The sequence below is a fragment of the Streptomyces sp. NPDC001443 genome (genome assembly GCF_053597355.1).
This window is the reverse complement of sequence record NZ_JBSFIA010000036.1, coordinates 1-24,143: the sequence shown is the minus strand read 5'-3', so window position 1 is coordinate 24,143 and position 24,143 is coordinate 1. Positions and strand designations below refer to the sequence as shown.

General features: G+C 71.6%; 17 protein-coding genes. 9 read left to right on the top strand and 8 right to left on the bottom strand.

The window, feature by feature from the left end; translation table 11 throughout:
- Nucleotides 1-26 precede the first annotated feature (26 nt).
- The 5 genes from ACWC24_RS30700 to ACWC24_RS30680 are packed head-to-tail and all read left to right on the top strand — an operon-like array spanning nt 27 to nt 8,036.
- On the top strand, nt 27-2,954 hold the full coding sequence (locus tag ACWC24_RS30700; RefSeq protein ID WP_450666150.1) for a nitrate- and nitrite sensing domain-containing protein: 2,928 nt from the start codon (nt 27-29) through the stop codon (nt 2,952-2,954).
- A complete protein-coding gene (locus tag ACWC24_RS30695; protein ID WP_450666149.1) occupies nt 2,951-3,385 on the top strand; it encodes a roadblock/LC7 domain-containing protein in 435 nt (144 codons plus the stop codon). The genes ACWC24_RS30700 and ACWC24_RS30695 overlap by 4 nt, the downstream gene beginning before the upstream one ends.
- A 9-nt stretch (nt 3,386-3,394) precedes the next feature.
- On the top strand, nt 3,395-3,790 hold the full coding sequence (locus ACWC24_RS30690; RefSeq protein ID WP_450666148.1) for a DUF742 domain-containing protein: 396 nt from the start codon (nt 3,395-3,397) through the stop codon (nt 3,788-3,790).
- Nucleotides 3,791-3,814: 24 nt separating this feature from the next.
- The gene (locus ACWC24_RS30685) at nt 3,815-7,450 is read left to right on the top strand and encodes a hydantoinase B/oxoprolinase family protein (protein ID WP_450666147.1); all 3,636 of its coding nucleotides are present in this window, start codon (nt 3,815-3,817) and stop codon (nt 7,448-7,450) included.
- Nucleotides 7,431-8,036, top strand: a complete 606-nt coding sequence (locus tag ACWC24_RS30680) for a GTP-binding protein (RefSeq protein WP_450666146.1) — start codon at nt 7,431-7,433, stop codon at nt 8,034-8,036. Before ACWC24_RS30685 ends, ACWC24_RS30680 begins: the two co-directional genes overlap by 20 nt.
- Before the next feature lie 27 nt (nt 8,037-8,063).
- Here ACWC24_RS30680 and glpK read toward each other — a convergent pair whose 3' ends face one another.
- The 5 genes from glpK to ACWC24_RS30655 form a co-directional block, all read right to left on the bottom strand.
- Nucleotides 8,064-9,587 (bottom strand): glycerol kinase GlpK, encoded by a 1,524-nt coding sequence (gene glpK / locus ACWC24_RS30675; protein ID WP_450666145.1) that lies wholly within the window; start codon nt 9,585-9,587, stop codon nt 8,064-8,066.
- Nucleotides 9,588-9,609: 22 nt separating this feature from the next.
- On the bottom strand, nt 9,610-9,903 hold the full coding sequence (locus tag ACWC24_RS30670; protein WP_450666144.1) for a hypothetical protein: 294 nt from the start codon (nt 9,901-9,903) through the stop codon (nt 9,610-9,612).
- Between the two features lie 769 nt (nt 9,904-10,672).
- Nucleotides 10,673-12,325 (bottom strand): EAL domain-containing protein, encoded by a 1,653-nt coding sequence (locus ACWC24_RS30665; protein WP_450666143.1) that lies wholly within the window; start codon nt 12,323-12,325, stop codon nt 10,673-10,675.
- Nucleotides 12,326-12,469: 144 nt separating this feature from the next.
- Nucleotides 12,470-13,660: a lipid-transfer protein gene (locus ACWC24_RS30660; RefSeq protein ID WP_450666142.1), complete on the bottom strand. Its 1,191-nt coding sequence runs from the start codon at nt 13,658-13,660 to the stop codon at nt 12,470-12,472.
- A gap of 4 nt (nt 13,661-13,664) precedes the next feature.
- Nucleotides 13,665-14,084, bottom strand: coding sequence for a Zn-ribbon domain-containing OB-fold protein (locus ACWC24_RS30655; RefSeq protein ID WP_450666215.1), 420 nt, complete (start codon nt 14,082-14,084; stop codon nt 13,665-13,667).
- Nucleotides 14,085-14,225: 141 nt separating this feature from the next.
- On the opposite strand from ACWC24_RS30655, the gene ACWC24_RS30650 reads away from it, so the two are divergent.
- Complete coding sequence (locus ACWC24_RS30650) at nt 14,226-15,050, top strand: M15 family metallopeptidase (protein WP_450666141.1); 825 nt, start codon at nt 14,226-14,228, stop codon at nt 15,048-15,050.
- A 46-nt stretch (nt 15,051-15,096) separates the two neighbouring features.
- Nucleotides 15,097-15,633 (top strand): NUDIX domain-containing protein, encoded by a 537-nt coding sequence (locus ACWC24_RS30645; RefSeq protein ID WP_450666140.1) that lies wholly within the window; start codon nt 15,097-15,099, stop codon nt 15,631-15,633.
- Here the strand turns inward: ACWC24_RS30645 and ACWC24_RS30640 are convergent.
- Nucleotides 15,624-17,993 carry a glycoside hydrolase family 31 protein gene (locus ACWC24_RS30640; RefSeq protein ID WP_450666139.1) on the bottom strand — a complete coding sequence of 790 codons (2,370 nt, stop codon included), beginning with the start codon at nt 17,991-17,993 and terminating at the stop codon, nt 15,624-15,626. The two genes, ACWC24_RS30645 and ACWC24_RS30640, sit on opposite strands and share 10 nt — an antisense overlap.
- A 213-nt stretch (nt 17,994-18,206) precedes the next feature.
- On the opposite strand from ACWC24_RS30640, the gene ACWC24_RS30635 reads away from it, so the two are divergent.
- Together ACWC24_RS30635 and ACWC24_RS30630 are read left to right on the top strand one after the other, a co-directional pair.
- Nucleotides 18,207-20,174 carry an acetoacetate--CoA ligase gene (locus tag ACWC24_RS30635; protein WP_450666138.1) on the top strand — a complete coding sequence of 656 codons (1,968 nt, stop codon included), beginning with the start codon at nt 18,207-18,209 and terminating at the stop codon, nt 20,172-20,174.
- Between the two features lie 260 nt (nt 20,175-20,434).
- Nucleotides 20,435-21,328 (top strand): hypothetical protein, encoded by an 894-nt coding sequence (locus ACWC24_RS30630; RefSeq protein ID WP_450666137.1) that lies wholly within the window; start codon nt 20,435-20,437, stop codon nt 21,326-21,328.
- Nucleotides 21,329-21,396: 68 nt separating this feature from the next.
- Here ACWC24_RS30630 and ptsP read toward each other — a convergent pair whose 3' ends face one another.
- The gene (ptsP, locus tag ACWC24_RS30625; RefSeq protein ID WP_450666136.1) at nt 21,397-23,067 is read right to left on the bottom strand and encodes a phosphoenolpyruvate--protein phosphotransferase; all 1,671 of its coding nucleotides are present in this window, start codon (nt 23,065-23,067) and stop codon (nt 21,397-21,399) included.
- A gap of 75 nt (nt 23,068-23,142) precedes the next feature.
- A complete protein-coding gene (locus ACWC24_RS30620; RefSeq protein WP_450666135.1) occupies nt 23,143-23,592 on the bottom strand; it encodes a PTS sugar transporter subunit IIA in 450 nt (149 codons plus the stop codon).
- Nucleotides 23,593-24,143: the final 551 nt, after the last annotated feature.

The following is a 24,143-nucleotide window of genomic DNA, read 5'->3' as shown; positions in this document are numbered from 1 at the left end:
CTGTGGGGGTCGAGCTGGGGGAGGCCATGCGCTTTCGCGGGAAGTCGATCCGCCGGAAGATCGTGGCGCTGCTTCTCGTGCCGCTGGTGTCGCTGACCGCCGTCTGGGGCTTCGCCACGGTACTCATGGGCCGCGAGGTGAACCGCCTGTTCAACGTGTCGTCGGTGGTGGACAGGATCGGCTACCCCGTCGAGGACACGGCTCGCGCCATCCAGCAGGAACGCCGCCAGACCCTGGTCTACCTCGCCGACCCGCGCGCCGCCGACGCCCTCGCCGCGCTCCGCCGCACCCGTCGGGCGACGAACGCGGTCATCGCCGAGTTCCGCGGCAACTCCGACAGCGCCGACGTCCGAGATGTGCTGGACCAGGACGACACCGACGCCCTCACCGCTGTCCTCGACGCCTTCGACGGCATCGGCTCGCTGCGCCGCAGCGTCGAGGAAGGCACCCTCTCCCGGGCCCAGGCCCTCGATCTCTACAACCGTCTGATCGATCCCTGCTACGCCCTGCTGGCCACCATCGACGTGGTCGACAGCGTGGACATGGACAAGCAGTACCGGGCCCTCGTCAACGTCTCGCGCGCCCGCGAACTGCTCTCCCAGGAGGACGCCCTGCTCGGCTCCGCCCTGGTCGTGGGCCGGGTCACCCGCGAAGAGATCCACCACCTCTCGAACATCGAGGCCCAGCGGGCCGCTGTGTACGACATCAGCCTCGCGCAGCTGCCCACCGCCGAACGCGACCGCTACGAGCGCTTCTGGAAGAACGCCACCACCGCCCCGCTGCGCACGGCCGAGCAGTCCGTCCTGGCCACCCCGCCGGACGGCATGCCCCGTGGCGTGACCGCCAGGAACTGGGACGTCGCAGCGGGCAACGTGCTCGACGAACTCGCCCGCCTCGACGACCAGGCCAACGACCGTTTCCAGGAGCGGGTCCGCCCCATCGCGATCGGCGTCATCGTCCAGTCGGCCGTCGTCGGCGTCCTCGGTCTGATCGCCCTGCTGCTCTCGATCTTCCTGTCCGTGCGCATCGGGCGCGGTCTCATCCGCGACCTGCGCCAACTGCGCCTGGAGGCCCACGAGGCGTCCGGTGTGCGGCTGCCCAGCGTGATGCGCCGGCTGTCCGCGGGCGAGCAGGTCGACGTGGAGACCGAGATGCCGCGTCTGGAGTACGACAGGAACGAGATCGGCGAGGTCGGCCAGGCGCTCAACACCCTGCAACGGGCCGCTGTCGAGGCCGCCGTCAAACAGTCCCAGCTGCGCGCCGGGGTCTCCGAGGTGTTCGTCAACCTCGCCCGCCGCAGCCAGGTCCTCCTCCACAAGCAGCTCACCCTGCTCGACACCATGGAACGACGGGCCGACGACACCGAGGAACTCGCCGACCTCTTCCGCCTCGACCACCTCACGACCCGTATGCGGCGGCACGCCGAGGGCCTGGTGATCCTCTCCGGCGCGGCCCCCTCGCGGCAGTGGCGCAAACCCATCCAGCTCATGGACATCGTGCGCGCCGCCGTCGCAGAGGTCGAGGACTACGAACGTATCGAGGTGCGCCGTCTGCCCCGCACGGCCATCACCGGCCCGGCGGTCGCCGACCTCACCCATCTCGTCGCCGAACTCCTCGAGAACGCCACGGTGTTCTCGCCGCCGCACACCGCCGTCCAGGTACTGGGCGAACGGGTCGCCAACGGCTTCACCCTGGAGATCCACGACCGCGGCCTCGGCATGACCGCGGAAGCACTGCTGGACGCCAACCTCCGGCTCGCCGAGACCCCCGAGTTCGAGCTGTCCGACACCGACCGGCTCGGTCTGTTCGTGGTGAGCCGGCTCGCCCAGCGGCAGAACGTCCGGGTCTCCCTCCAGCCGTCCCCCTACGGCGGCACCACCGCCGTCGTCTTCATCCCGGACGTCCTGCTGACGGACGACGTCCCGGACACCAACGGCATCGGATTCCGCCTCGACCGGCCCCGGCCGTCGCCCCAGGGACCTCCCGCCGAGAGTCGGCGCGCCACCCTCTCCCCGGCGCCCGTGCACCTGCCCGGTCTGCCGGCCTCGCTCCTGGACGGGCCGGTCGAACTGGACGGCCCCCTCGACCTCGACGGCCTCGACGGCTACCCGGGCGTGCTCGACAGCGAGGACGGCGAGGACGACGAGGTCGGCGGGCTGTTCCGCCCGCGCCGCTCGATCGTCCCCGCGCCGGACGGGGCGAGCCGGGCCGAGGGGGCGAGCGCGGCGGCCGCACCGAGCGGCCCCGACGGCGACCGGAACCGCAGATACACCGACCCCCAGCGCCCGACGGACCGCGTCGACCCCGGCGAGCGTCCGAGCGCCCCGCTTCCGCTGCCCCGCCGCGGTTCCCCCAAGCTGGTCAGCTCCCACGGCCGCCCCGTGGCCGAGCAGCGCCCCCGGCGCCGGGAGCCGGACGAGGAACCGTCCACGGTGCCGGGCCCGCGCGGCCTGGGCACCGGCAGCCCGGTCACGGACGGCCCCGCGCCCCTGCCGACCCGCCGCCGCGGGGCCACCGCGCCCCTGAACCGGGCCCGAGGCACCGCCGACCGCAGCGACGGGCTCCTCGACTTCACCGCCCCCCGGGCCGACGGGCCGGACGAGTCGCAGGCCGCCCCGGCACTTCCCGCCCGCACCCGGCGCCGCACGGACCCGCCGGGCGGCCCGGACACCACCGAACACCCCCTGCGCACCCCGGCTCACGAGACAGCCCCCGGCACCGGCCCACTGCCCCGCCGGGTGCGGCAGGCCAGCCTGGCACCGCAACTGAAACAGGATCCCGGACGGGGCGCGCAGGACAGCACGGAGCTCGCGGAACGCGACGCCGACGAGGTACGCAGCCGCATGGCCTCACTCCAACGCGGCTGGCAACGCGGCCGCCAGGAGAACGCCGAGAGCGACGACTCCCACAGCGACACGGCATCACAAGGAACGACAGAGGGGGACGGTCGATGACCGCACCGAAGGCAACCGGCCACACCACGAGCGGCAAGGGCGAGCTGAACTGGCTCCTCGACGAACTGGTGGACCGTGTCGCGAGCATTCGCAAGGCCGTCGTGCTCTCCGGAGACGGTCTCGCCATCGGGGTCTCCAAGGACCTGACCCGGGAGGACAGCGAGCACCTCGCCGCCGTCGCGTCCGGATTCCACAGCCTCGCCAAGGGCGTGGGGCGGCACTTCGACGCGGGCAACGTCCGCCAGACGGTCGTCGAACTCGAGGAGGCCTTCCTGTTCGTGACGGCCGCCGGCGACGGCAGTTGCCTCGCCGTGCTCGCGGACGCCGACTCGGACGTGGGCCAGGTCGCCTACGAGATGACGCTGCTGGTCAAGAGAGTGGGCGCACATCTGGGTGCCTCCCCGCGCACCGACCTGCCCTCGGGCGGGTAGTGAGATGGCATGAGCACAGACGGTCAGCGCAGAAGCCTCTGGTTCGACGACGACGCCGGACCGGTCGTCCGTCCGTACGCCATGACGCGCGGCCGCACCGCGGGTGCGGCTCAGCACCGCCTCGACCTGATCGCGGTGGTCGTCACCGAGCCCCACGGAGACGACCCCGAAGGGGACCACAGCCTGTCCCCGGAACACGTGGACATCGTCGAGTTGTGTCGCGACACCCCGCAGTCGGTCGTCGAACTCGCCGCCGAGCTCGATCTGCCCATCGGAGTGGTCCGGGTCCTCGTCGGTGACCTCGTGACCGGTGAATTCGTCCATGTGAACCGGCCCGTACCCCCTGCCGAACTGCCGGACGAGAGTATTCTGCGCGACGTGATCGACGGCCTCCGGGCGCTGTGAGCAGCGCGGAAGCGGGGTGAAGACGTGACAGGCTGGCAGTTCTGGGTGGACCGGGGCGGTACCTTCACCGACATCGTCGCGCGGCACCCCGACGGCCGGCTGCTGACGCACAAACTGCTGTCGGAAAGCCCCGCGCGCTACGCCGACGCGGCGGTCGCGGGGGTGCGCGCACTCCTCGACGGCTCCCGGGACCCCGTGACGGCCGTCCGGATGGGGACGACGGTCGCCACCAACGCCCTCCTGGAACGCAAGGGCGAACGCACACTGCTCGTCATCACCCGCGGCTTCCGCGACGCCCTGCGCATCGCCTACCAGAACCGGCCCCGCATCTTCGCCCGCCGCATCGAACTGCCCGAGCTGCTCTACGAGCGGGTCCTCGAGGTCGACGAGCGCATCGCCGCCGACGGCACCGTCCTGCGCGCCCCCGACCCGGACGCACTCGCGGGTCCCCTCCAGGAGGCCTACGACGACGGCATCCGGGCCGTCGCCGTGGTCTGCATGCACAGTCACCTCCACCCCGGACACGAACACGCCGTCCGCGCGGTGGCCGCCCGCATCGGCTTCCCGCAGATCTCGCTGTCCAGCGAGGTCAGCCCGCTGATGAAACTGGTCCCGCGCGGCGACACCGCCGTCGTCGACGCCTACCTCTCGCCGGTGCTGCGCCGCTACGTCGAACACGTCGCCGGCGAACTCGAAGGCGTACGGCTGATGTTCATGCAGTCCAACGGAGGACTCGCCGAGGCACACCAGTTCCGCGGCAAGGACGCCATCCTCTCCGGCCCCGCCGGCGGCATCGTCGGCATGGCCCGCATGTCGCAGCTCGCCGGCTTCGACCGCGTCATCGGCTTCGACATGGGCGGTACCTCCACCGACGTCTCGCACTTCGCGGGGGAGTACGACCGCGTCTTCACCACACAGATCGCCGGGGTACGGCTGCGCGCGCCGATGCTGGACATCGACACGGTCGCGGCCGGGGGCGGCTCGGTCCTGCACTTCGACGGCTCGCGCTACCGCGTGGGCCCCGACTCGGCGGGCGCCGATCCCGGCCCGGCCTGCTACCGCGGCGGCGGTCCGCTCGCCGTCACCGACGCCAACGTCATGCTCGGCCGCATCCAACCCGCCCACTTCCCGCGGGTGTTCGGACCCGACGGCGACCAGCCCCTCGACGACGCCCTCGTCCGCCGCCGCTTCGCCACCCTCGCACGCGAGATCCACGAGCGGACCGGCGACGACCGCAGCCCCGAGCAGGTCGCCGAGGGGTACCTGCGGATCGCCGTGGCCAACATCGCCAACGCGGTGAAGCGGATCTCGGTCCAGAAGGGCCACGACGTCACCCGCTACACCCTCACCACCTTCGGCGGCGCGGGCGGCCAGCACGCCTGCAAGGTCGCCGACTCGCTCGGCATCCGCACGGTCCTCGTACCCCCCATGGCCGGCGTCCTGTCCGCGCTCGGCATCGGCCTCGCCGACACCACGGCCATGCGCGAGCAGTCCGTCGAGGCACCGCTGGAGCCGTCCGCCATGCCCGGGATCCACAAGACGGCCGCCGACCTGGAGGCCGCGGGCCGCGCCGAACTCCGGGCCGAGGACGTCCCCGAGGACCGTATCCGGGTCACCCGCCGCGCCCAGTTGCGCTACGACGGCACCGACACCACCCTGACCGTCGAGCTGACCGAGCCCGACACCATGAGACACGCCTTCGAAGAACGTCATCGCGCCACGTACTCCTTCGTCCTGGACCGCCCGATCGTCGTCGAAGCCCTCTCCGTCGAAGCCACCGGCCTCACCGACCCCCCCGATCTGTCCGCCCTCGCCCCGTACGAAGGCCGCACCCGCCCGCCGGAGACCGTCCGCCTCCACACCGGCGGCGTCTGGCGCGACGTACCCCTGCATCACCGCGAGGACCTGCCTCCCGGCGAGACCGTCACCGGCCCCGCGATCATCGCCGAGGCCGGCGCCACGACCGTCGTCGACGACGGCTGGCGGGCCGCGACGACCCACGACGGGCATCTGGTCATGGAACGCGTGACGGTCACGCAGAGTTCCGACCTCGACACGAAAGCCGACCCGGTTCTGCTTGAGGTCTTCAACAACCTCTTCATGTCGATCGCCGAACAGATGGGCGCCCGACTGGAGTCAACGGCCCAGTCCGTCAACATCAAAGAGCGACTGGACTTCTCCTGCGCCCTGTTCGACCCGGACGGGAACCTGGTGGCCAACGCCCCGCACATCCCCGTCCACCTGGGCTCGATGGGCACCAGCGTCAAGGAGGTCGTCCGCCGTCGACGCGACACGATGCGGCCCGGCGACACCTACGCGGTCAACGACCCGTACCACGGCGGTACCCACCTCCCGGACGTCACCGTGATCACCCCGGTCTTCGGCACCGGAACGCCCGACGGCACGGAGAGTGACCGGATCCTGTTCCACGTCGCCTCCCGCGGCCATCACGCCGAGATCGGCGGCATCGCCCCGGGGTCCATGCCGGCCGGCAGCCGCACGATCGAGCAGGAGGGCGTCCTCCTCGACAACTGGCTGCTCGCCGAAGGGGGCCGGTTCCGGGAGGAGGAGACCCTCCGCCTGCTCACCGAGGCCCCGCATCCCTCGCGCAACCCGAGGACCAACCTCGCCGACCTCCGGGCCCAGATCGCGGCCAACCAGCGGGGCGTGGAGGAGGTCGGCCGCATGATCGAGGACTTCGGCCTCGACGTCGTCCAGGCCTACATGAGGCACGTACAGGACAACGCCGAGGAAGCGGTGCGCCGGGTCATCGCCACCCTGGACGACGGCGAGTGCGCCTACGAGACCGACTCGGGCGCCGTCATCCGGGTACGCGTGCGCGTGGACCGCGACAACCGCCGGGCGACCGTCGACTTCACCGGCACCTCGGCCCAGCTCGCCACCAACTTCAACGCGCCGTTCTCCGTGGTCAACGCGGCCGTCCTGTACGTCTTCCGCACCCTGGTCGACGACGACATCCCGCTCAACGACGGCTGCCTGCGCCCCCTGGACATCGTCGTGCCGCCGGGCTCCATGCTCGCCCCGCAGCCACCGGCCGCCGTCGTCGCGGGCAATGTGGAGACGTCCCAGGCGATCACCGGCGCCCTCTACGCGGCGCTCGGGGTGCAGGCGGAGGGCTCCGGCACCATGAACAACGTCACCTTCGGCAACGAACGCCACCAGTACTACGAGACGGTCGCCTCCGGATCCGGCGCGGGGGACGGCTTCCCCGGCGCCTGCGTCGTCCAGACCCATATGACCAACTCGCGGCTGACGGATCCCGAGGTCCTGGAGTGGCGGCTGCCGGTCCGGCTGGAGGAGTTCGCCGTCCGGCCCGGCAGCGGCGGCGCCGGACGCTGGTGCGGCGGGGACGGAGCCGTCCGCCGGATCCGGTTCGGTGAACCCATGACCGTCTCCACACTGTCCCAGCACCGCAGAGTGCCCCCGTACGGCATGGCCGGCGGCGCGCCCGGCGCCCTGGGCGCCAACCGGGTGGAACGCGCGGACGGCACCGTCGTCCGACTCCGCGGCAGCGACTCCGTGGACGTCCGTCCCGGCGACGTGCTCGTCGTCGAAACCCCCGGCGGCGGGGGCTACGGCCCGCCGCCGGCCGACCCCCACACAGCAGGAGAAGAGATCGATGATCCTCGGGCGTTCTGAGCGCGGCAAGCACCTGATCGAGCCCGTCACGCTCAAGATCCTGGTGGCCGGCGGCTTCGGCGTCGGCAAGACCACGCTGGTCGGCGCGGTCAGCGAGATCAGGCCGCTGCGTACCGAGGAACTGCTCACCGAGGCCGGGCGCCCGGTCGACGACCTCAGCGGCGTCGAGGGCAAGCACACCACCACCGTCGCCATGGACTTCGGACGCATCACCCTGCGCGAGGACCTGGTCCTGTACCTGTTCGGAACACCTGGCCAGGAGCGATTCTGGTTCATGTGGGACGAACTCTCCGAGGGCGCGCTCGGCGCCGTCGTCCTCGCCGACACCCGGCGCCTGGAGGACTGCTTCGCCGCCATCGACTACTTCGAGCGGCGCTCCATACCTTTCCTCGTCGGCGTCAACTGCTTCGAGGGGGCCGCGCGCTACCCGGCCGGGGACATCCGCAAGGCCCTCGACCTCGACGACGACGTGCCGCTCGTGCTGTGCGACGCCCGCGACCGCGAGTCGGTCAAGGACGTCCTCGTCGGTGTCGTCGAGCACGCGATGGCCCATGCGGCGGACCGCCGCCGCGCCGTCACCACCTGACCGCGCGTCTGGCCCGGATGACAGGCCTCAATGGTCGCCGTCGTCCTCCATCCAGCCGAAGCTCTTCTCCACCGCCTTGCGCCAGTTGTGGTACTCGCGGTCGCGCACCGAGGGGTTCATACCGGGTGTCCACTCGACGTCCTGCTGCCAGTGCGCCTCGAGTTCACCGAGGTCGTTCCAGACGCCGGTGGCCAGCCCGGCCGCGTACGCGGCGCCCAGGCAGGTCGTCTCGGAGACCTTGGGCCGGATCACGGGAACGTCGAGCACATCCGCCTGGTGCTGCATGAGCAGGTTGTTCTTCGTCATGCCGCCGTCCACCTTCAGGGTCGTGATCTGCACCCCGGAGTCCTGGAACATGGCGTCCACGACCTCGCGCGTCTGCCAGCTCGTCGCCTCCAGCACCGCGCGCGCCAGATGTCCCTTCGTGACGTACCGGGTCAGGCCCGTGATGACACCGCGCGCGTCGGAGCGCCAGTACGGCGCGAACAGACCCGAGAACGCGGGCACGATGTAAGCGCCGCCGTTGTCGTCGACGGACTCCGCCAGGGTCTCGATCTCGTCGGAGGTCCGGATGATGCCGAGCTGGTCGCGGAACCACTGCACCAGCGCACCCGTTATCGCGATGGAGCCCTCCAGACAGTAGACGGGCGCCTCGGTACCGATCTTGTAACCCATGCTCGTCAGCAGCCCGCTCTTGGACGGCACGGGCCGGTTGCCGGTGTTGAGCAGGAGGAAACTGCCCGTGCCGTACGTGTTCTTCGCCGTCCCCACGTCGTAGCAGGCCTGGCCGAACAGGGCCGCCTGCTGATCGCCCAGTGCCGAGGCGACCGGCACGCCGGTGAGCTGGCCGACGGCGGTTCCGTACACCTCGGCGGACGACTTGATCTCGGGCAGGACGGCTTCCGGCACGTTCATCGCGGACAGGATCGAAGGGTCCCATTGCAGGGTTTCCAGATTCATCAACATGGTGCGGCTGGCGTTGGTGACGTCGGTGACGTGCTGCCCACCGTCGGTCCCGCCGGTCAGGTTCCAGATCAGCCAGGAGTCGATCGTGCCGAAGGCGATCTCGCCGCGCTCGGCGCGGTCCCTCAGGCCCGGCACGTTGTCGAGCAGCCACGCGGCCTTGGGGCCGGAGAAGTAGCTGGCCAGCGGGAGCCCCGTCTGGTCGCGGAAGCGGTCCTGCCCGTCCCTGCCGCCCAGTTGGTTGCACAGGCCGGCGGTGCGGGTGTCCTGCCACACGATGGCGTTGTGCACCGGCTTGCCCGTGGCCCGGTCCCACAGGACCGTCGTCTCGCGCTGGTTGCTGATACCGAGCCCGCTGAGATGGTCGGCCCGCAGACCGGCGTTCGCTAGCGCCCCGGCGACCACCGCCTGCACCCTGGCCCAGATCTCCGTGGCGTCGTGCTCCACCCAGCCGGGCTTGGGGAAGATCTGGCGGTGTTCGCGCTGGTCGACGGCGACGACCGCACCGTCCTGGTTGAAGACGATGCAACGGCTGGACGTGGTGCCCTGGTCGATCGCGGCCACGTACTTCTCGGCGCTGTCCGTCATGGCTATCCCTTGGGGCTCGGGTTCAGAAGGCTGCGGTGCGGAGGAGGCCCGTCAGTACCCCGCCGGCCGACGGACCGGCGATCGGAACGCGGGCGTACGCCCGGTCGGAGGTGCCCTTGTCCGGGATCGGCAGGAATGTGTGCATGGTGCACCGGCCGAGGTCGCGCGCCGGGCCGGCGGCGTGGCCGGCCGGCCCGGCGCGCGAGAGGCCGATACCGGCCGTGGGCAGGATGACGGCCGCGCGGGCGCCGACGCCGGACAGGATGAGGCACGCGGCACCGACGATCTCGCGGTCGACTGTGTCTCCACTGCTCATGGCGGCTCCTAGGCCGGGCCCGGGGGCCCCGACTGCTCCGTGCAGCGTGCGGTTCCCTCGGTGACTTCTGCCAGGGCAGGGGAACCGCGCCCCGCCCGGCGTCCGTGACGAGCGTGCCGTCGCAGCCGAACCGCCCACCGGGAAGCGGCCCTCGACCCAGGGACCCGCGTGGCGCCGTGCCGGAATCCGCCGAGAATGTACGGCGATGTCGACTGACACCGGGAAGTTTTCACCGGCACCCGAGGAGCGTCAAGCGCACCGACGGCAACGGTTGCGCCCGACGTGCCGGAGCGTGCGGCCCGCACCGCGACCGCCCGGTGAACTCGTCAGTGCCGGAGCGGCCTTCGAAATCAGGCTACCCCGGGCCGGGCTCGGGGGCCCGTCCGGCACGTTCCGCCCCGGGCCGGAGACCACGGGCCCGCGCCGACGCGGATGCGCCGACCCGTGCCTTCCGCGCCTCCCGTGCGTCCCGGGCCTCCCACGCCCCCGATCCACCGCGGACCCGCCGCCGACCGGCCCTGGACCAGCCCCTGACCGGCCCTGGACCGGTCGGACAGCACGCGTCGGGGTCCGCTCGACCGGCCGGCCGACCTCGGACCGGTGGGACAGCACGCCCCCGGGTCCGCTCGACCGACCGATCCCGGACCGGCCGGACAGACCGCCCCCGGCGTCCGCCACGGCGTGAGCAGTCGTGCCGTCGGGATTTGCCACCCCGCCGAGATCCGCCCGTCCCGTGGAACCCGGGCTCCGCCCCGGCGCCCCGCCCCGGTCACCCCGTTCCGGGTTCGGCCACCGCCCACTGGGTTCCGGCGGGGGCCGCCCCCGAGCCGCGCAGGACCTCGTACCCGGACAGTCCCGCGTGCCCCAGGACCCAACTGGCGCCCTGCAACGCCTTCGCGGTCTTCTTCAACGGCGCCAGCCAGGCGGCGGCCTGCCGGTGATCCGGCACGCTGCCGGGCATGCACACGACCGTGGCCAGGGAGAGCGTGACGGGACGGCCGCCCGCGGACCAGGGCGCGTCCAGCACGGCACAGGCCAGCGGCTCCAGGCCCTCCGGATCGGCGAGCACCAGGAAGTCGTCCCCGCCGATGTGCCCCACCCGGGCCCCTGCGGACGCGGCCCGTTGGAGCACGTGGGCCACCGACCGGATCAGCTCGTCGCCGGCCGCGAACCCGGCCCCGTCGTTGACCTGCTTGAAGTGGTCCACGTCCAGCCAACTCAGCGCGAACGTCCGGCCGGCCGCGATCCGCCGGTCGACCTCACCGGTGATCGCGTCGGAGCCCGGCAGCCGCGTCAGCGGGTTGAGCCCGGCCGCCTCCTCGACCCGGGACTCGGCCAGCGCCCGGACAAGATCCGCGAGCCGTACGACGCCCACGCACCGACCGTCGTGGTCGACCACCGCCACATCGTCGGAGGTCCGCCCGCGACCGCCCACCGCCACCACGTCGAGCACCTCCCATGCGGTGGCGTCGATGCCGACGGTGCGGGGCGCGTCGCCCAACTTCACGGCGGGCCGATCGGCGTAGAGCGCGTGCCCGTACCGCCCCGACATCGACAGCAGGAACCTGGAGCGGTGCACGGACCGGACGGGCACCCCGGCCCGGTCGACGAGCAGCACCCCGGACACCTCCGGCGCCCCGGTCAGCAACTGCCGTACCTGTGCGGCGGACGCGGTCACCGGCAGCAGCGCGGCCGGGCGCACGAACTCCCGGATCGACGGACCCGAGCGCGGATGGGGCACGGCATCGCGGGCACGCGGCGGAACGTATACGTCCACCGCGGGCAACCGGGACGGCGCCGCGAACAGCTCGCCCTGCGCCAGCTGTGCACCGGCCGAGAGCGCGGCGGCACACTGGAGTTCGGTCTCCACCGCCTCGACGCACACCAGCGCTCCGAGTCCGTCGCACAGGGTGCGCATCGCTCGTACCGCGGTCGGCCGCGCCAGCAGTGACGCGTCGAGTTTCACCAGGTCGGGCGCCATGTCCGTAAGCAGGCGCAGGGGTATGTCCCCGTCCCCGACCCCGTCCGCGCTGATCCGGAAGCCCTGACCGCGGAGCGTGTGCACCGCCTCCAGGAACGCGGTCTGCGGCACATGGGTGAAGGGCGGTCCGACATCGACCGTCACCTCCCAGGGCATCCGCCCGGCCTGCCGCACCGCGTTGTGCAGTGCGGTGAGTCCGCCGAGGTCGGCCAGCGTGCCCGCGAACACGTTCACGTGCAGGGGCAGCAGCGCCTCCCTGCGAGCCGCCGCCCGGATCGCCAGCACCGCCAGCCTGCCGTCGACCTCGGGGTTGCGCCGGGCCTCGGCCAGGATGTCGCCGGTCTCGGGGCGGGCAAGGATCTCCAGCCCCGCGACCCCGCCGGTCGAGAGGTTGATCACCGGTTGGAATGCGAAACGGAGAGTGTCCGCCCAGGAGTGCACGGGAAGCATGATGGCGCTGCCGGCGTACGCCCAAGCCCAGTTCATAAGACGTTCACGCAGGATTCCCAGGTGATCACACAGAGTGGGAGAACCGGGGTGTGCGCCCGGGTCCGCCCCCGGTCGCCGCTGCCGTCCGGCCCGCGCTCAGCGGACGGCGATGACCGCCGACCCGTGACCGAACAGCCCCTGGTTGGTGCTGATCCCCACGCGCGCACCCGGGACCTGGCGTTCCCCCGCGGTGCCCCTCAACTGCCAGGTCAGCTCGCACACCTGGGCGATCGCCTGGGCCGGAACCGCCTCCCCGAAGGAGGCCAGCCCTCCGCTCGCGTTCACGGGTATGCGCCCGCCCGGCCCCGTCGCGCCCTCGCGCAGCAGTTTCGCGCCCTCGCCCTCGCCGCACAGCCCCAGATCCTCGTACCACTGCAACTCCAGGGCGGTGGACAGGTCGTACACCTCGGCCAGGGACAGGTCCTCGGGACCGATGCCCGCCTCTTCGTAGGCGGACCGCGCGATCGACGCGCGGAACGGGTCGGCGGCGGGCGCCACCACGGCCGCCGAGTCCGTGGCGATGTCCGGAAGGTCGAGGACGGTCTGCGGATACCGCGGTGTCACCGTGGAGACCGCGCGGATCCGCACCGGTTCGGGCGACGAGTTGCGGCGCGCGAACTCCATGCTGGACAGCACCAGTGCCGCCCCGCCGTCCGAGGTCGCGCAGATGTCGAGCAGCCGCAGCGGATCGGCGACCACCGCGGAGGCGGCGACCTCCTCCGCGGTGACCCGCGAGCGGTAGCGCGCGTACGGATTCAGCGACCCCATCGCCGCGTTCTTCACCTTGACCTGCGCGAAGTCCTCCGGGGTGTCTCCCTGCACGGCCATGCGCCGGCGCGCGAACAGCCCGAAGTACACCGGATTCGTCGCCCCGAGCACCCGGAAACGCAGCCAGTCGGGATCGTCGGGCCGGTCCCCGTCCGCGGGCCGGAAGAACCCCTTGGGCGCGGCGTCCGCCCCCACCACGAGCACGACGTCCGCCAGGCCCGCGAGGATCTGTGCCCGCGCGGTGCTCACGGCCTGGGCACCGGACGCGCAGGCCGCGTACACGCTGGTCACCCGGGCCCCCTGCCAGCCCAGCGCCTTGGCGAAGGTCGCCCCCGCCACATACCCCGGATAGCCACCGCGGACCGTGTCCGCACCCACGATCGAGCCGATGTCCCGCCAGTCCAGCCCCGCGTCGGCGAGGGCCGCGCGGGCCGCCACCGCCCCGTACTCCACGAAACCGCGGCCCCACTTGCCCCACGGGTGCATCCCCGCGCCGAGCACCGCCACGTCGTCCGTCATGCCCTCACACCCCCGTCGGCCGCCAGTTCCAGGTCGTCCAGGTCGTCTCCGGGTCCTCGTGCAGCACGCCGGGGACGACCTCCACCTCCATGCCCACCGCCAGATCGGCGACGGTGACCCCGGGAGCCGCCTGACCCAGCACCACGATCCGTTCGGGCTCCAGCTCCACAGCGATCAACGCGTACGGCTCCCAGGGAAGTTCCGGATCGGTCACATAGGGTGACGGTGGCCGGTATCTGCTGTCCGTGTACGACCAGACACGCCCGCGCCGCGACAACGGCACCTCCGTCAACTCGCCACCCGGGCAGCCGGGATTGCGGCAGTGGGTGTCCTCGCGCGGGAAGAAGACACAGGCGCAGACGGAGCAGCGGGTGCCGAGGAGTCTGAAGTCCCCCGGACCGCCGGTGAACCATCCGGCGACCACCGGTGTGCGGGTACGCGCCACGGCGCCTCCTCGACAGCAGATCTGACGGGATGTCAGAAGTGTGCCACGGGTCACCGGAATTGGGCAGGACCGCATACGACCGCTTCCCCGCCGAACCTGTTCTTGATAGACGCATGAGGCATGACACGACTTTCCGGCGCCTTACGCGCTCTGATCACCGTGCTCGCCGCCCTGCTTGCCGTGACCGCCGCCTCCGTGACCGCCGCCTCCGTGACCGCGCGGGCGGGGACCGCCCCCGAGGCGCCGGCCGACTTCGTGGCCCTCAGAACCGTCGACCCCACGATCATCCAGGAGATGCGCTACATCACTCCGCACAATTTCGTCGGCGCGCGCATCGACGGCTACGAGCAGCCGATGTGTCTCCTCACCCGCCCCGCCGCCGAAGCACTCCACCGGGCCCAGACCCGCCTGCTGCGCCAGGGCTACAGCCTGAAGGTCTACGACTGCTACCGGCCGCAGCGTGCCGTCGACCACTTCGTGCGCTGGGCCGAGAACCTCGACGACCAGCGGATGAAGAGCGAGTTCTACCCCGAGGTGGACAAGACCCGGCTGTTCGAGGACGGCTACATCGCCGAGAAGTCCGGCCACAGCCGCGGCTCGACGACAGACCTCACCATCGTCAGGCTCCCGGCCGTGCCGACCCGGCCCTACGCCCCGGGCGAGCCCCTGGTGTCCTGCCGTGCGCCCAGGAGCGAGCGCTTCCCCGACAACTCCGTCGACATGGGCACCGGGTTCGACTGCTTCGACCCCCTGGCCCACACCCTCGACCCGCGCGTCCAGGGCGAGCAGCGCGCCAACCGACTGCTGCTCAAGAACACCCTGGAAGGCCTCGGCTTCGTGAACCTCGCCGAGGAATGGTGGCACTACACCTTCAAGCCCGAGCCCTACCCGGACACCTACTTCGACTTCCCCGTCTCCGTCAGGTCCCTCACCGGACGCCGCTGAGCAGCCAGGGGCGACGCCCTCTCCGTCATCGGATACAGTCCGCCGCGTGTCCGAAAATCCACATTCCGCGCCCAACTCCGCACCCGGCACCCACTGTTCGAGCTGCGGAACGCCTTACGGAGAGGGCGTCTCCGGCTGGCCCCGCGCCTGCCCCGCCTGCGGCGGCGTGACCTACCGCAACCCGCTGCCCGTGGCGGTCGCGCTCCAGCCCGTGTACGACACGTCGGGCACTGCGCTGGTCGTCATCACCCGGACCATCGCCCCCGCGCGCGGGGGCACCGCGTTGCCGGGCGGCTTCATCGACGACCGCGAGGACTGGCGGCACGCCGTCGTACGCGAGCTCATGGAGGAGACCGGCATCGACGCCACGAGCCGCGAGGTCCGGCTCGCCGACGCGATGAGCTCCCCGGACGGCCACCTGCTGCTGTTCGGACTGCTCCCCGAGCGCCCGGCGGACCGGCTCCCCGCACCGGCGGCCACGGACGAGACCGAGGGCTGGCACCTGCTGCGCCGGCCCGAGGAGCTCGCCTTCCCGCTGCACACCCTGGCGGTACGGGCGTTCTTCGAGGGCCGTTACGCCTGAACCCCGCGTCCGGCGAGTCCCCGTACGCGCACCGGGTAGGACGGTTCGCGCCCGCCGTCCCGCTCGACGACCACGCGCCGGTCCTCCCAGCGGGTCGTGTAGCGCTCCGGCTCCGCCTCGTCCCAGCCGTCGCCACTGTCCCGGACGACCAGGCCGCCTCCCGTGCGGTCCGGGGCCGGTGCCCACACCTCCAGCTCCAGGCGGTCGTCCTCGCCCCGCACGGGAATCACCGCACCCGCGCGCGCGAACACCGGTATCCGTGACAGGGGGGCGTCCACCAGCACCTGGCCGGGCCCCTCGTACGACTGTTCCGTCGCCGTGTCGTACCAGAGACCGCGCGGCAGCTGCACCGCACGCCGGTTCGCCCCCGGATCGAGCACTGGTGCCACCAGCAGACAGTCGCCCAGCAGGAACGCGTCCCCGCAGTCACGCAGCATCCGGTCCCCGGGAGTGCTCCACCATAGGGGGCGTACATACGGCGCACCCGTACGTCTGGCCAGATGCGCCAGCGTCATGAAGTACGGCAGCAGCCGGCGGCGGCCCGCGAGTGCCACGCGCGCGTGCCCCAGCGTGTCCGAGCCGAACTCCCACGGCTCCGCCTGTCCCGCGCGCAGGCTCGCCCGGGTGCGCAACAGCGGCAGATACGAGCCCAGCTGGAGCCAGCGCACATACAGCTCGGGTGACGGAGTCCCGCCGAAGCCGCCCACGTCCGGCCCCGAGTACGGCACCCCGCACAGCCCCAGCCCCATGACCAGCGACAGCGACACCCGCAGTCCGGGCCAGCCGGTCGCCACGGCCCCGGACGACGTGCCCCCGTACCGCTGCATGCCCGCCCACCCGGACCGGGAGAGGACGAACGGACGCTCCTGGGGTGCCAGTTCCCGCAGCCCCTCGTGCGCGGCCCTCGCCATGCACAGCGCGTAGACGTTGTGCGCCTCGCGATGGTCGCCGCCCCGCCCGTCGAGCGAGTGCCGGGCCGACCGCGGCAGGGTCGACTCCCCGAACGCGGTGAACGAGGTCGGCTCGTCCATGTCGTGCCAGAACCCCGAGAAACCCTGCGCCAGCCGCTCCGCGTACAGACCACCCCACCACTTGCGTACGCGCGCGTGCGTGAAGTCCGGGTACACCGCATCCCCGGGCCGCGCGACCCCCTGGACGAACTCCCCGGCGGCGTCCCGGACGAAGGCGTTCAGGGCGTCCCCGCCGTCGTACACCGGATTCCCCGCGGTGGCCCTGACCGCCGGGTCGACGATCGACACCAGGCGGATCCCGTCCCGGCGCAGCTCCTTGGCGAGCCCCGGCAGCCCGGGAAAGCGGTCGCGGTCGACCGTGAACACCTGGTGCTCGTCGCAGTGGTCGACGCCGAGGTGGACGGCGTCGAGCGGCAGACCGTGCTCCTGGTGGCCCGCGACGATGCGCCGGACCTCCTGCTCACCGCCGACCCCCCGGCGCACGTGCTGGTGACCGAGTGCCCAGGCCGGCGGCAACGCGGGCGCACCGGTGAGCGAGGCCCAGGCGAGCAGCACGCGCGCGGGGGTGCCCACCATCACCCAGCAGCGCAGCGGGCCGCCGTCCATCCGCAGCTCGCATCTGCCGGGCCGGTCGTGCCCGGAACCGGCGCCCTCCTCACCCTCCCGCAGAGCCACCGTGCCGTCCCACGAGGTGTCGTGGAACACCAGATGAGTGGCCGCGTCGGCCACGACGAGCTGAACCGGCATGGTGACGTGCAGCGGGTCGTCGCCGCCCGTGAAGGGCCGATCGGGTCCGGAGTTCCACAGGCGGTACGTCCCGTTCCGCAGCCGGGGGCCGGACGCCCGCCCTCCCAGCCCGAAGAACCGCGCGTCCGCGGCCACCTCCGATCGCTGCATCCAGCGGGCCGGCCCGCCGGCGACGGGCTCCCACCAACGCGGCGGCAGGTCACGACGCAGCGTCACACCACCCGGGGTGCGCACCTCCACCGCGCCGTGCCGCGAGACCGTGATCGTCACCCGCTCCGCCACGACCCGCCAGCCACCGTCCTTGTCCGGCTCCAGCACCGCCCGCGGATCGGGCCGCGGACAACGCCCCGACAGCGCGTACGACGGCTCGGGACCGGCCCCGTCCCACCCCCAGAACACGGCCCCGTTCATGGCGACGAGAATCCGCAGCTCGGAGCGGCTGAACCGCAGCGTGCCACCGCCCGGACCCGGCTCGGCGCTCTGCACCGGACCGGGAACCCGGGCCCGTTCCACGCCTCGTGGCGGCAGGCCGACGGCATCGACACGCCTCCTGCGCCACGCGGCCCGCATGGTACGCAACCTCCGGGCCGCCCCCGCGGAGCCGACCGCCAACATCGAACGCACCAGGTCACGACCGTCCATGCTGCTCACCCTGCCATTGACTGCACCGCGAATGCGTGGCGTTCAACTTCCGTTCACCCTGGCTGGCACCACATCTTCATGACGCGGACTATGTGGGACTCACCCTGGTGCGGAAGTCGATCACATGGCATCGTCCGTGTCAGCCGCGTCACGCGCACACCCCAGCCCGTGCGCGACCGACGCACACCACGCGCACAGTCCGGGAGCCGCCCCATGTCGACCGAGAACCCCCAGCCGCTCTGGCAGCCCGATCCGGAGCGTAGTACCCAGGCACAGGTCACCAGGTTCCAGGCCTGGGCGGCCGAACGGCACGGAGCCCCGGCCGACGGCGGCTACCCGGCGCTGCACCGCTGGTCGGTCGACGAGCTGGACACCTTCTGGAAGGCCGTCACGGAGTGGTTCGACGTACGGTTCTCCACGCCCTACGCGCGCGTGCTGGGCGACCGGTCGATGCCGGGCGCCGAGTGGTTCCCCGGCGCGACGCTGAACTACGCCGAGCACGCGCTGCGCGCCGCCGCCACCCGCCCGGACGAACCGGCCCTCCTCCACGTCGACGAGACCCATGACCCGCGCCCGGTGACCTGGACCGAACTGCGCCGCCAGGTCGGCTCCCTGGCCGCCGAACTGCGCACGCTCGGAGTACGCCCCGGAGACCGCGTCAGCGGCTACCTCCCGAACATCCCGCAGGCCGTCGTGGCCCTCCTGGCGACCGCGGCCGTGGGCGGCGTCTGGACCTCCTGCGCTCCCGACTTCGGGGCCCGCAGCGTCCTCGACCGCTTCCAGCAGGTGGAACCCGTCGTCCTGTTCACCGTCGACGGCTACCGCTACGGCGGCAAGGAGCACGACCGTCGCGAGACCGTCGCCGAACTGCGCCGCGAACTGCCGACCCTGCGCGCCGTCGTCCACATCCCCCTCCTGGGCACCGAGGCACCCGAAGGCGCACTGGAATGGTCGACGCTGACCGCCGCGGACGTGGAGCCCGTCTTCGAACAGGTGCCCTTCGAGCACCCCCTGTGGGTGCTGTACTCCTCCGGCACGACAGGCCTGCCCAAGGCCATCGTCCAGTCCCAGGGCGGCATCCTGGTCGAGCACCTCAAGCAGCTCGGTCTGCACTGCGACCTCGGCCCCGAGGACCGTTTCTTCTGGTACACCTCGACCGGCTGGATGATGTGGAACTTCCTCGTCTCCGGCCTGCTCACCGGCACCACGGTCGTCCTCTACGACGGCAGCCCCGGCTACCCCGACACCGGCGCCCAGTGGCGGGTGGCCGAACGCACCGGGGCCACCCTCTACGGCACCTCGGCCGCGTACGTCATGGCGTGCCGCAAGGCGGGCGTCCATCCCTCGCGCGACTTCGACCTCTCCCGGGTCCGGTGTGTCGCCACCACCGGTTCGCCCCTGCCGCCCGACGGGTTCCGGTGGCTGCACGACGAGGTGGGCGACGACCTCTGGATCGCCTCCGTCAGCGGCGGTACGGACGTCTGCTCCTGCTTCGCGGGAGCCGTCCCCACGCTCCCCGTGTACATCGGGGAACTCCAGGCCCCGGGCCTGGGCACCGACCTCCAGTCCTGGGACCCCGACGGCCGGCCCGTCGTCGAGGAGGTCGGCGAACTCGTGGTCACCAACCCCATGCCCTCGATGCCCGTCCGCTTCTGGAACGACCCCGACGGCAGCCGCTACCACGACAGCTACTTCGACACGTATCCCGGCGTGTGGCGCCACGGTGACTGGATCACGGTCACCTCCCGCGGCTCCGTCGTCATCCACGGACGCTCCGACTCCACCCTCAACCGCCAGGGCGTCCGGATGGGCTCCGCCGACATCTACGAAGCCGTCGAACGGCTCCCCGAGATCAAGGAATCCCTCGTCATCGGCATCGAACAGCCCGACGGCGGCTACTGGATGCCCCTCTTCGTGCACCTGGCACCAGGAGCGGTCCTCGACGACGCCCTGCTGGACCGCATCAAGCGGACCATCCGGGAACAGCTCTCCCCCCGTCATGTCCCCGACGAGGTCATCGAGGTCCCCGGCATCCCGCACACCCTGACCGGAAAGCGCATCGAGGTCCCCGTCAAGCGACTGCTCCAGGGCACCGCGCTGGAGAAGGCGGTCAACCCCGGCTCCATCGACAACCTCGAACTGCTCCACTTCTACGAGGACCTCGCCCGCAAGCGCGCCTGACCCTCCTCCGGAGGCGTCGGTCATCCTCCGAGGCCGGCCCGGACCCGCCGAGTACGACGGCGAGGCCCGAGGCCGGCCGCCCACCCAACGTCACCATCGTCATGGTCGCGGGACCGGCAGGCCGGGCCTCCGTCGCCGACTTCATGGCCATGACCTGCATGTTTCAGCGGGATGCGGTCCGTGAGCACCTCCTCGAGCCCCATTGTCAGTGGCGCCGATTACTGTGAGTGAGAATTGATCGACCGTGCACAGGGGGAAACATGGCACTCACCGACGCCCGCACCATGCGACGTGTCCTACGCCGCGAAATCGCCGGCACCATCGGCCTGCTGACCGACGAGCACGACTTCCGCGCCATGCTCCGCTACCGCAGTTTCGCGTTCGACGATCACGCGACCTACCTCGAACAGGTGGAGACGCTCCTCAAGAACCGGGCGACGCAGGGCACCCACACCACGGTCGCGCTCTTCGACCCGCAGGAGTACGCCGAGTACTGCGCGGCCGCCGGCCTCGACCCCGACGACCCCGCCAGCCGTACCCGTTTCACCGCCGAGCTCGCCGCCACCGGCCCCACCGTCCCCTACGACGGCGGGCCGCTCAGCGAACTCGTGCCCGCCCTCGTCGACGAGGCCGTCCGACAGGCGACCTGGGAGTACGCGACGACACTCCTCGCCCGCCTCGGCGCCTGCGCATCCTGCGGCGAGGACATCGGCCGCGCCGCCTTCGCCCGCGCCTGGCATCTCGTGGCCCGCATCCTCGACACCGCCCCACCCGGCGACCGGCACCTCGTATGCAGCGTCTCCACCACACCCGAGACACTCGTCGCCGTCCTCCACGCGGACGACGACGCCCACGGGCACACACCACTGGACGAGGCCGAAGCACTCGAGTTCACCACGGTCCTGGCACTCGGCATCGGCACCCGGAGCCCCGGCGGCATCGTCATGAGGACCAGCGCACCCGGCAAGTCCGACCGGATCTACGGATGGCGCCTGCGCGGCGAGGACCTGGTACCCCTCACCGCGGGCGAGGTCTTCGACGCCTACTGCACCGACGTGGAGAACGGGGACCTGATCGCCCCGGAGTCCGACGTCGACTACTGCGAGCCACCCGACCTCGCAACGGACGGGCCGACCCCGGGCCACCACCACTGAACGGTGAGGGGCGCCCCACCCGGCGGTGGAGCGCCCCTCACGAACAGCCGACGGTCGGCACGGTCCGGTTACTCGCCGGACAGCACCGTCCGAGCCGCCTCACGTGCTTCCGCGGCACTGTCCGCGGCCCGCGCGGCGGCGGCGGCCCGCTCGCACTGGGCCAGCGTGTGCTTCGCCAGCGCTGCCCGGACATAAGGAAGCGACGCCGCTCCCATGGAAAGAGAGGTGACACCCAGTCCCGTCAGCACACAGGCGAGCAGCGGGTCCGACGCGGCCTCACCACAGACACCACAGCTCTTGCCCTCGGCCTTCGCCGCGTCCGCGGACAGCGCGACCAGGTCGAGCAGCGCGGGCTGCCACGGATCCTGCAGACGGGACACCGCGCCCACCTGCCGGTCGGCGGCGAAGGTGTACTGGGCGAGGTCGTTCGTGCCCAGCGACAGGAACTCGACCTCCTGGAGAATCGAGCGCGCCCGCAGCGCGGCCGACGGAATCTCCACCATCGCGCCGAACTTCGCCTGCAGTCCCGCCTCGCGACACGCGTCGGCGAACGCCTTCGCGTCGGCGCGATCCGCCACCATCGGGGCCATCACCTCGAGGTAGACCGGCAGTCCGTCGGCCGCCTTCGCCAGCGCGGTGAGCTGGGTGTGCAGCACGTCGGGGTGGTCCAGCAGCGTCCGCAGCCCGCGCACACCGAGCGCCGGGTTCGGCTCGTCGGCCGGGGTCAGGAAGTCGAGCGGCTTGTCCGCGCCGGCGTCCAGGACACGGACGACGACCCGGCCCTCGGGAAACGCCTCGAGGACCTGACGGTAGGCCTCGATCTGCTTCTCCTCGGACGGCGCCTTCTTGCTGTCGTCCAGGAAGAGGAACTCGGTGCGGAACAGACCGACACCCTCGGCCCCGGCCGCGACGGCGGCAGGCACGTCGGAGGGCCCTCCGACGTTCGCCAGCAGCGGGATCTTGTGTCCGTCGGCGGTGGCGCCCGGCCCGGTCGAGGCCGCCAGCGCGGCCTTGCGCTCGGCGGCCGCGGCCCGGAGCTGCGCCGTCTTCTCCTCGCTCGGGCGGACGAAGATCTCACCGGTGCTGCCGTCGACAGCGATGTGCGTCCCCTCGGCGAGCTCACCGGCACCGGGCAGCGCCACCACGGCCGGTACGCCGAGGGCCCGAGCCAGGATCGCGCTGTGGCTGGTCGGCCCGCCCTCCTCGGTGACGAAGCCGAGCACCAGGGTCGGGTCGAGCAGGGCCGTGTCGGCCGGAGCGAGGTCACGCGCGACCAGGACGTACGGCTCGTCGCTGTCCGGGACACCCGGCATGGGCACGCCGAGCAGCCGGGCGACGATACGGTTCCGCACGTCGTCGAGGTCGGCCACGCGACCGGCGAGGTACTCACCCGCGTTCGCCAGCAGCTCGCGGTAGGAGGCGAAGGCGTCGTACACCGCGCGCTCCGCGGTGCTGCCGACGGCGATACGCCGGTCCACATCCGCCATCAGCTCGGGGTCATGGGCCATCATGGCCTGGGCCTCCAGCACGGCCTGGGCTTCACCGCCGGCCAGGTTGCCGCGCGCCAACAGGTCGGCGGCCACCGCCTCGACGGCCTGGCGGGCACGGCCCTGCTCCCGCTCCGCCTCGTCCGGCCCGATCTGCTTGGCCGGCGGTTCCAGGACCGCCGTTCCCATGTGCCGAACCTCGCCGATCGCGACCCCGTGGCTCACGCCGACGCCTCGCAGAGTTGTCTCCATGTCACTCTCTCCGGCTAGTGCGGCGGGTTCCGCCGCGGTGGTTGTCCGACTCGCCGTCGCGGGACGGCGCTGACCTCAGTTCCAGACGAAGAGGCTGTCGCCGGCCTTCACGTCGCCGTCCTCGCGGAGTTCGGAAAGAGCCTCCGCCGTTGCCTCCAGTGCCACGATCGGGCACACCGCGGACTTGCCGGCGGCCTCGACGGCGGCAGGGTCCCAGCGGATGACGGCCTGTCCGCACACCACGGTGTCGCCCTTGCTGACGAGCAGTTCGAAGCCCTCTCCATTGAGCTGCACGGTGTCGATCCCGAGGTGGGTGAGAACGCCGTGACCGTTCTCGTCGACGACGACGAACGCGTGCGGGTGGAGGGAAACGATGACGCCGCCCACCGGAGCGACGGCCACCGAAGGCTCACGCACGGGGTCGACAGCGGTTCCCGGGCCGACCATGGCTCCGGAGAAGACCGGATCCGGCACAGCCGCCAGTCCGATGGCGCGTCCTTCTACAGGGGACGTCACGGTGGTCATAAGGAGCCTCCCGGAGGTGGAGATGCATACGGGCCGTCACTGCCTGTGCGGGTCGGCCCACTCGGCAGCAGGGTATGTCATATGAAGTGCCGGTTCCGCACGATAGGTACCAATGGTGGTCTAGACCACACCCCGTTTCGATTTGCACCGCCCCATGCGCCCGGGTACAGTCGTACTCCTGCTTGGGAATGAGCGGCGCTGCGAGGCGCCCTTGCCCGGCAGAAACCAACTTGTCAGATCCTATCTCGGGATCGTCTTCCGCATGCCTGCGGGACGGTGGTCAGGGAGACGGGAAAACGCTGATAGAGTTGGGAACACCGAAGGGAAGCGCCCGGAGGAAAGCCACGAGAGAGTCTCTCGGGTGAGTACAAAGGAAGCGTCCGTTCCTTGAGAACTCAACAGCGTGCCAAAAATCAACGCCAGATATGTTGATACCCCGTCTCCGGCCGATCGGCCGGGGCGAGGTTCCTTTGAAGTAAACACAGCGAGGACGCTGTGAACCATCGGATCATTCCTCCGGTGGTTCCGCTCTCGTGTGTGCGAACCCGATT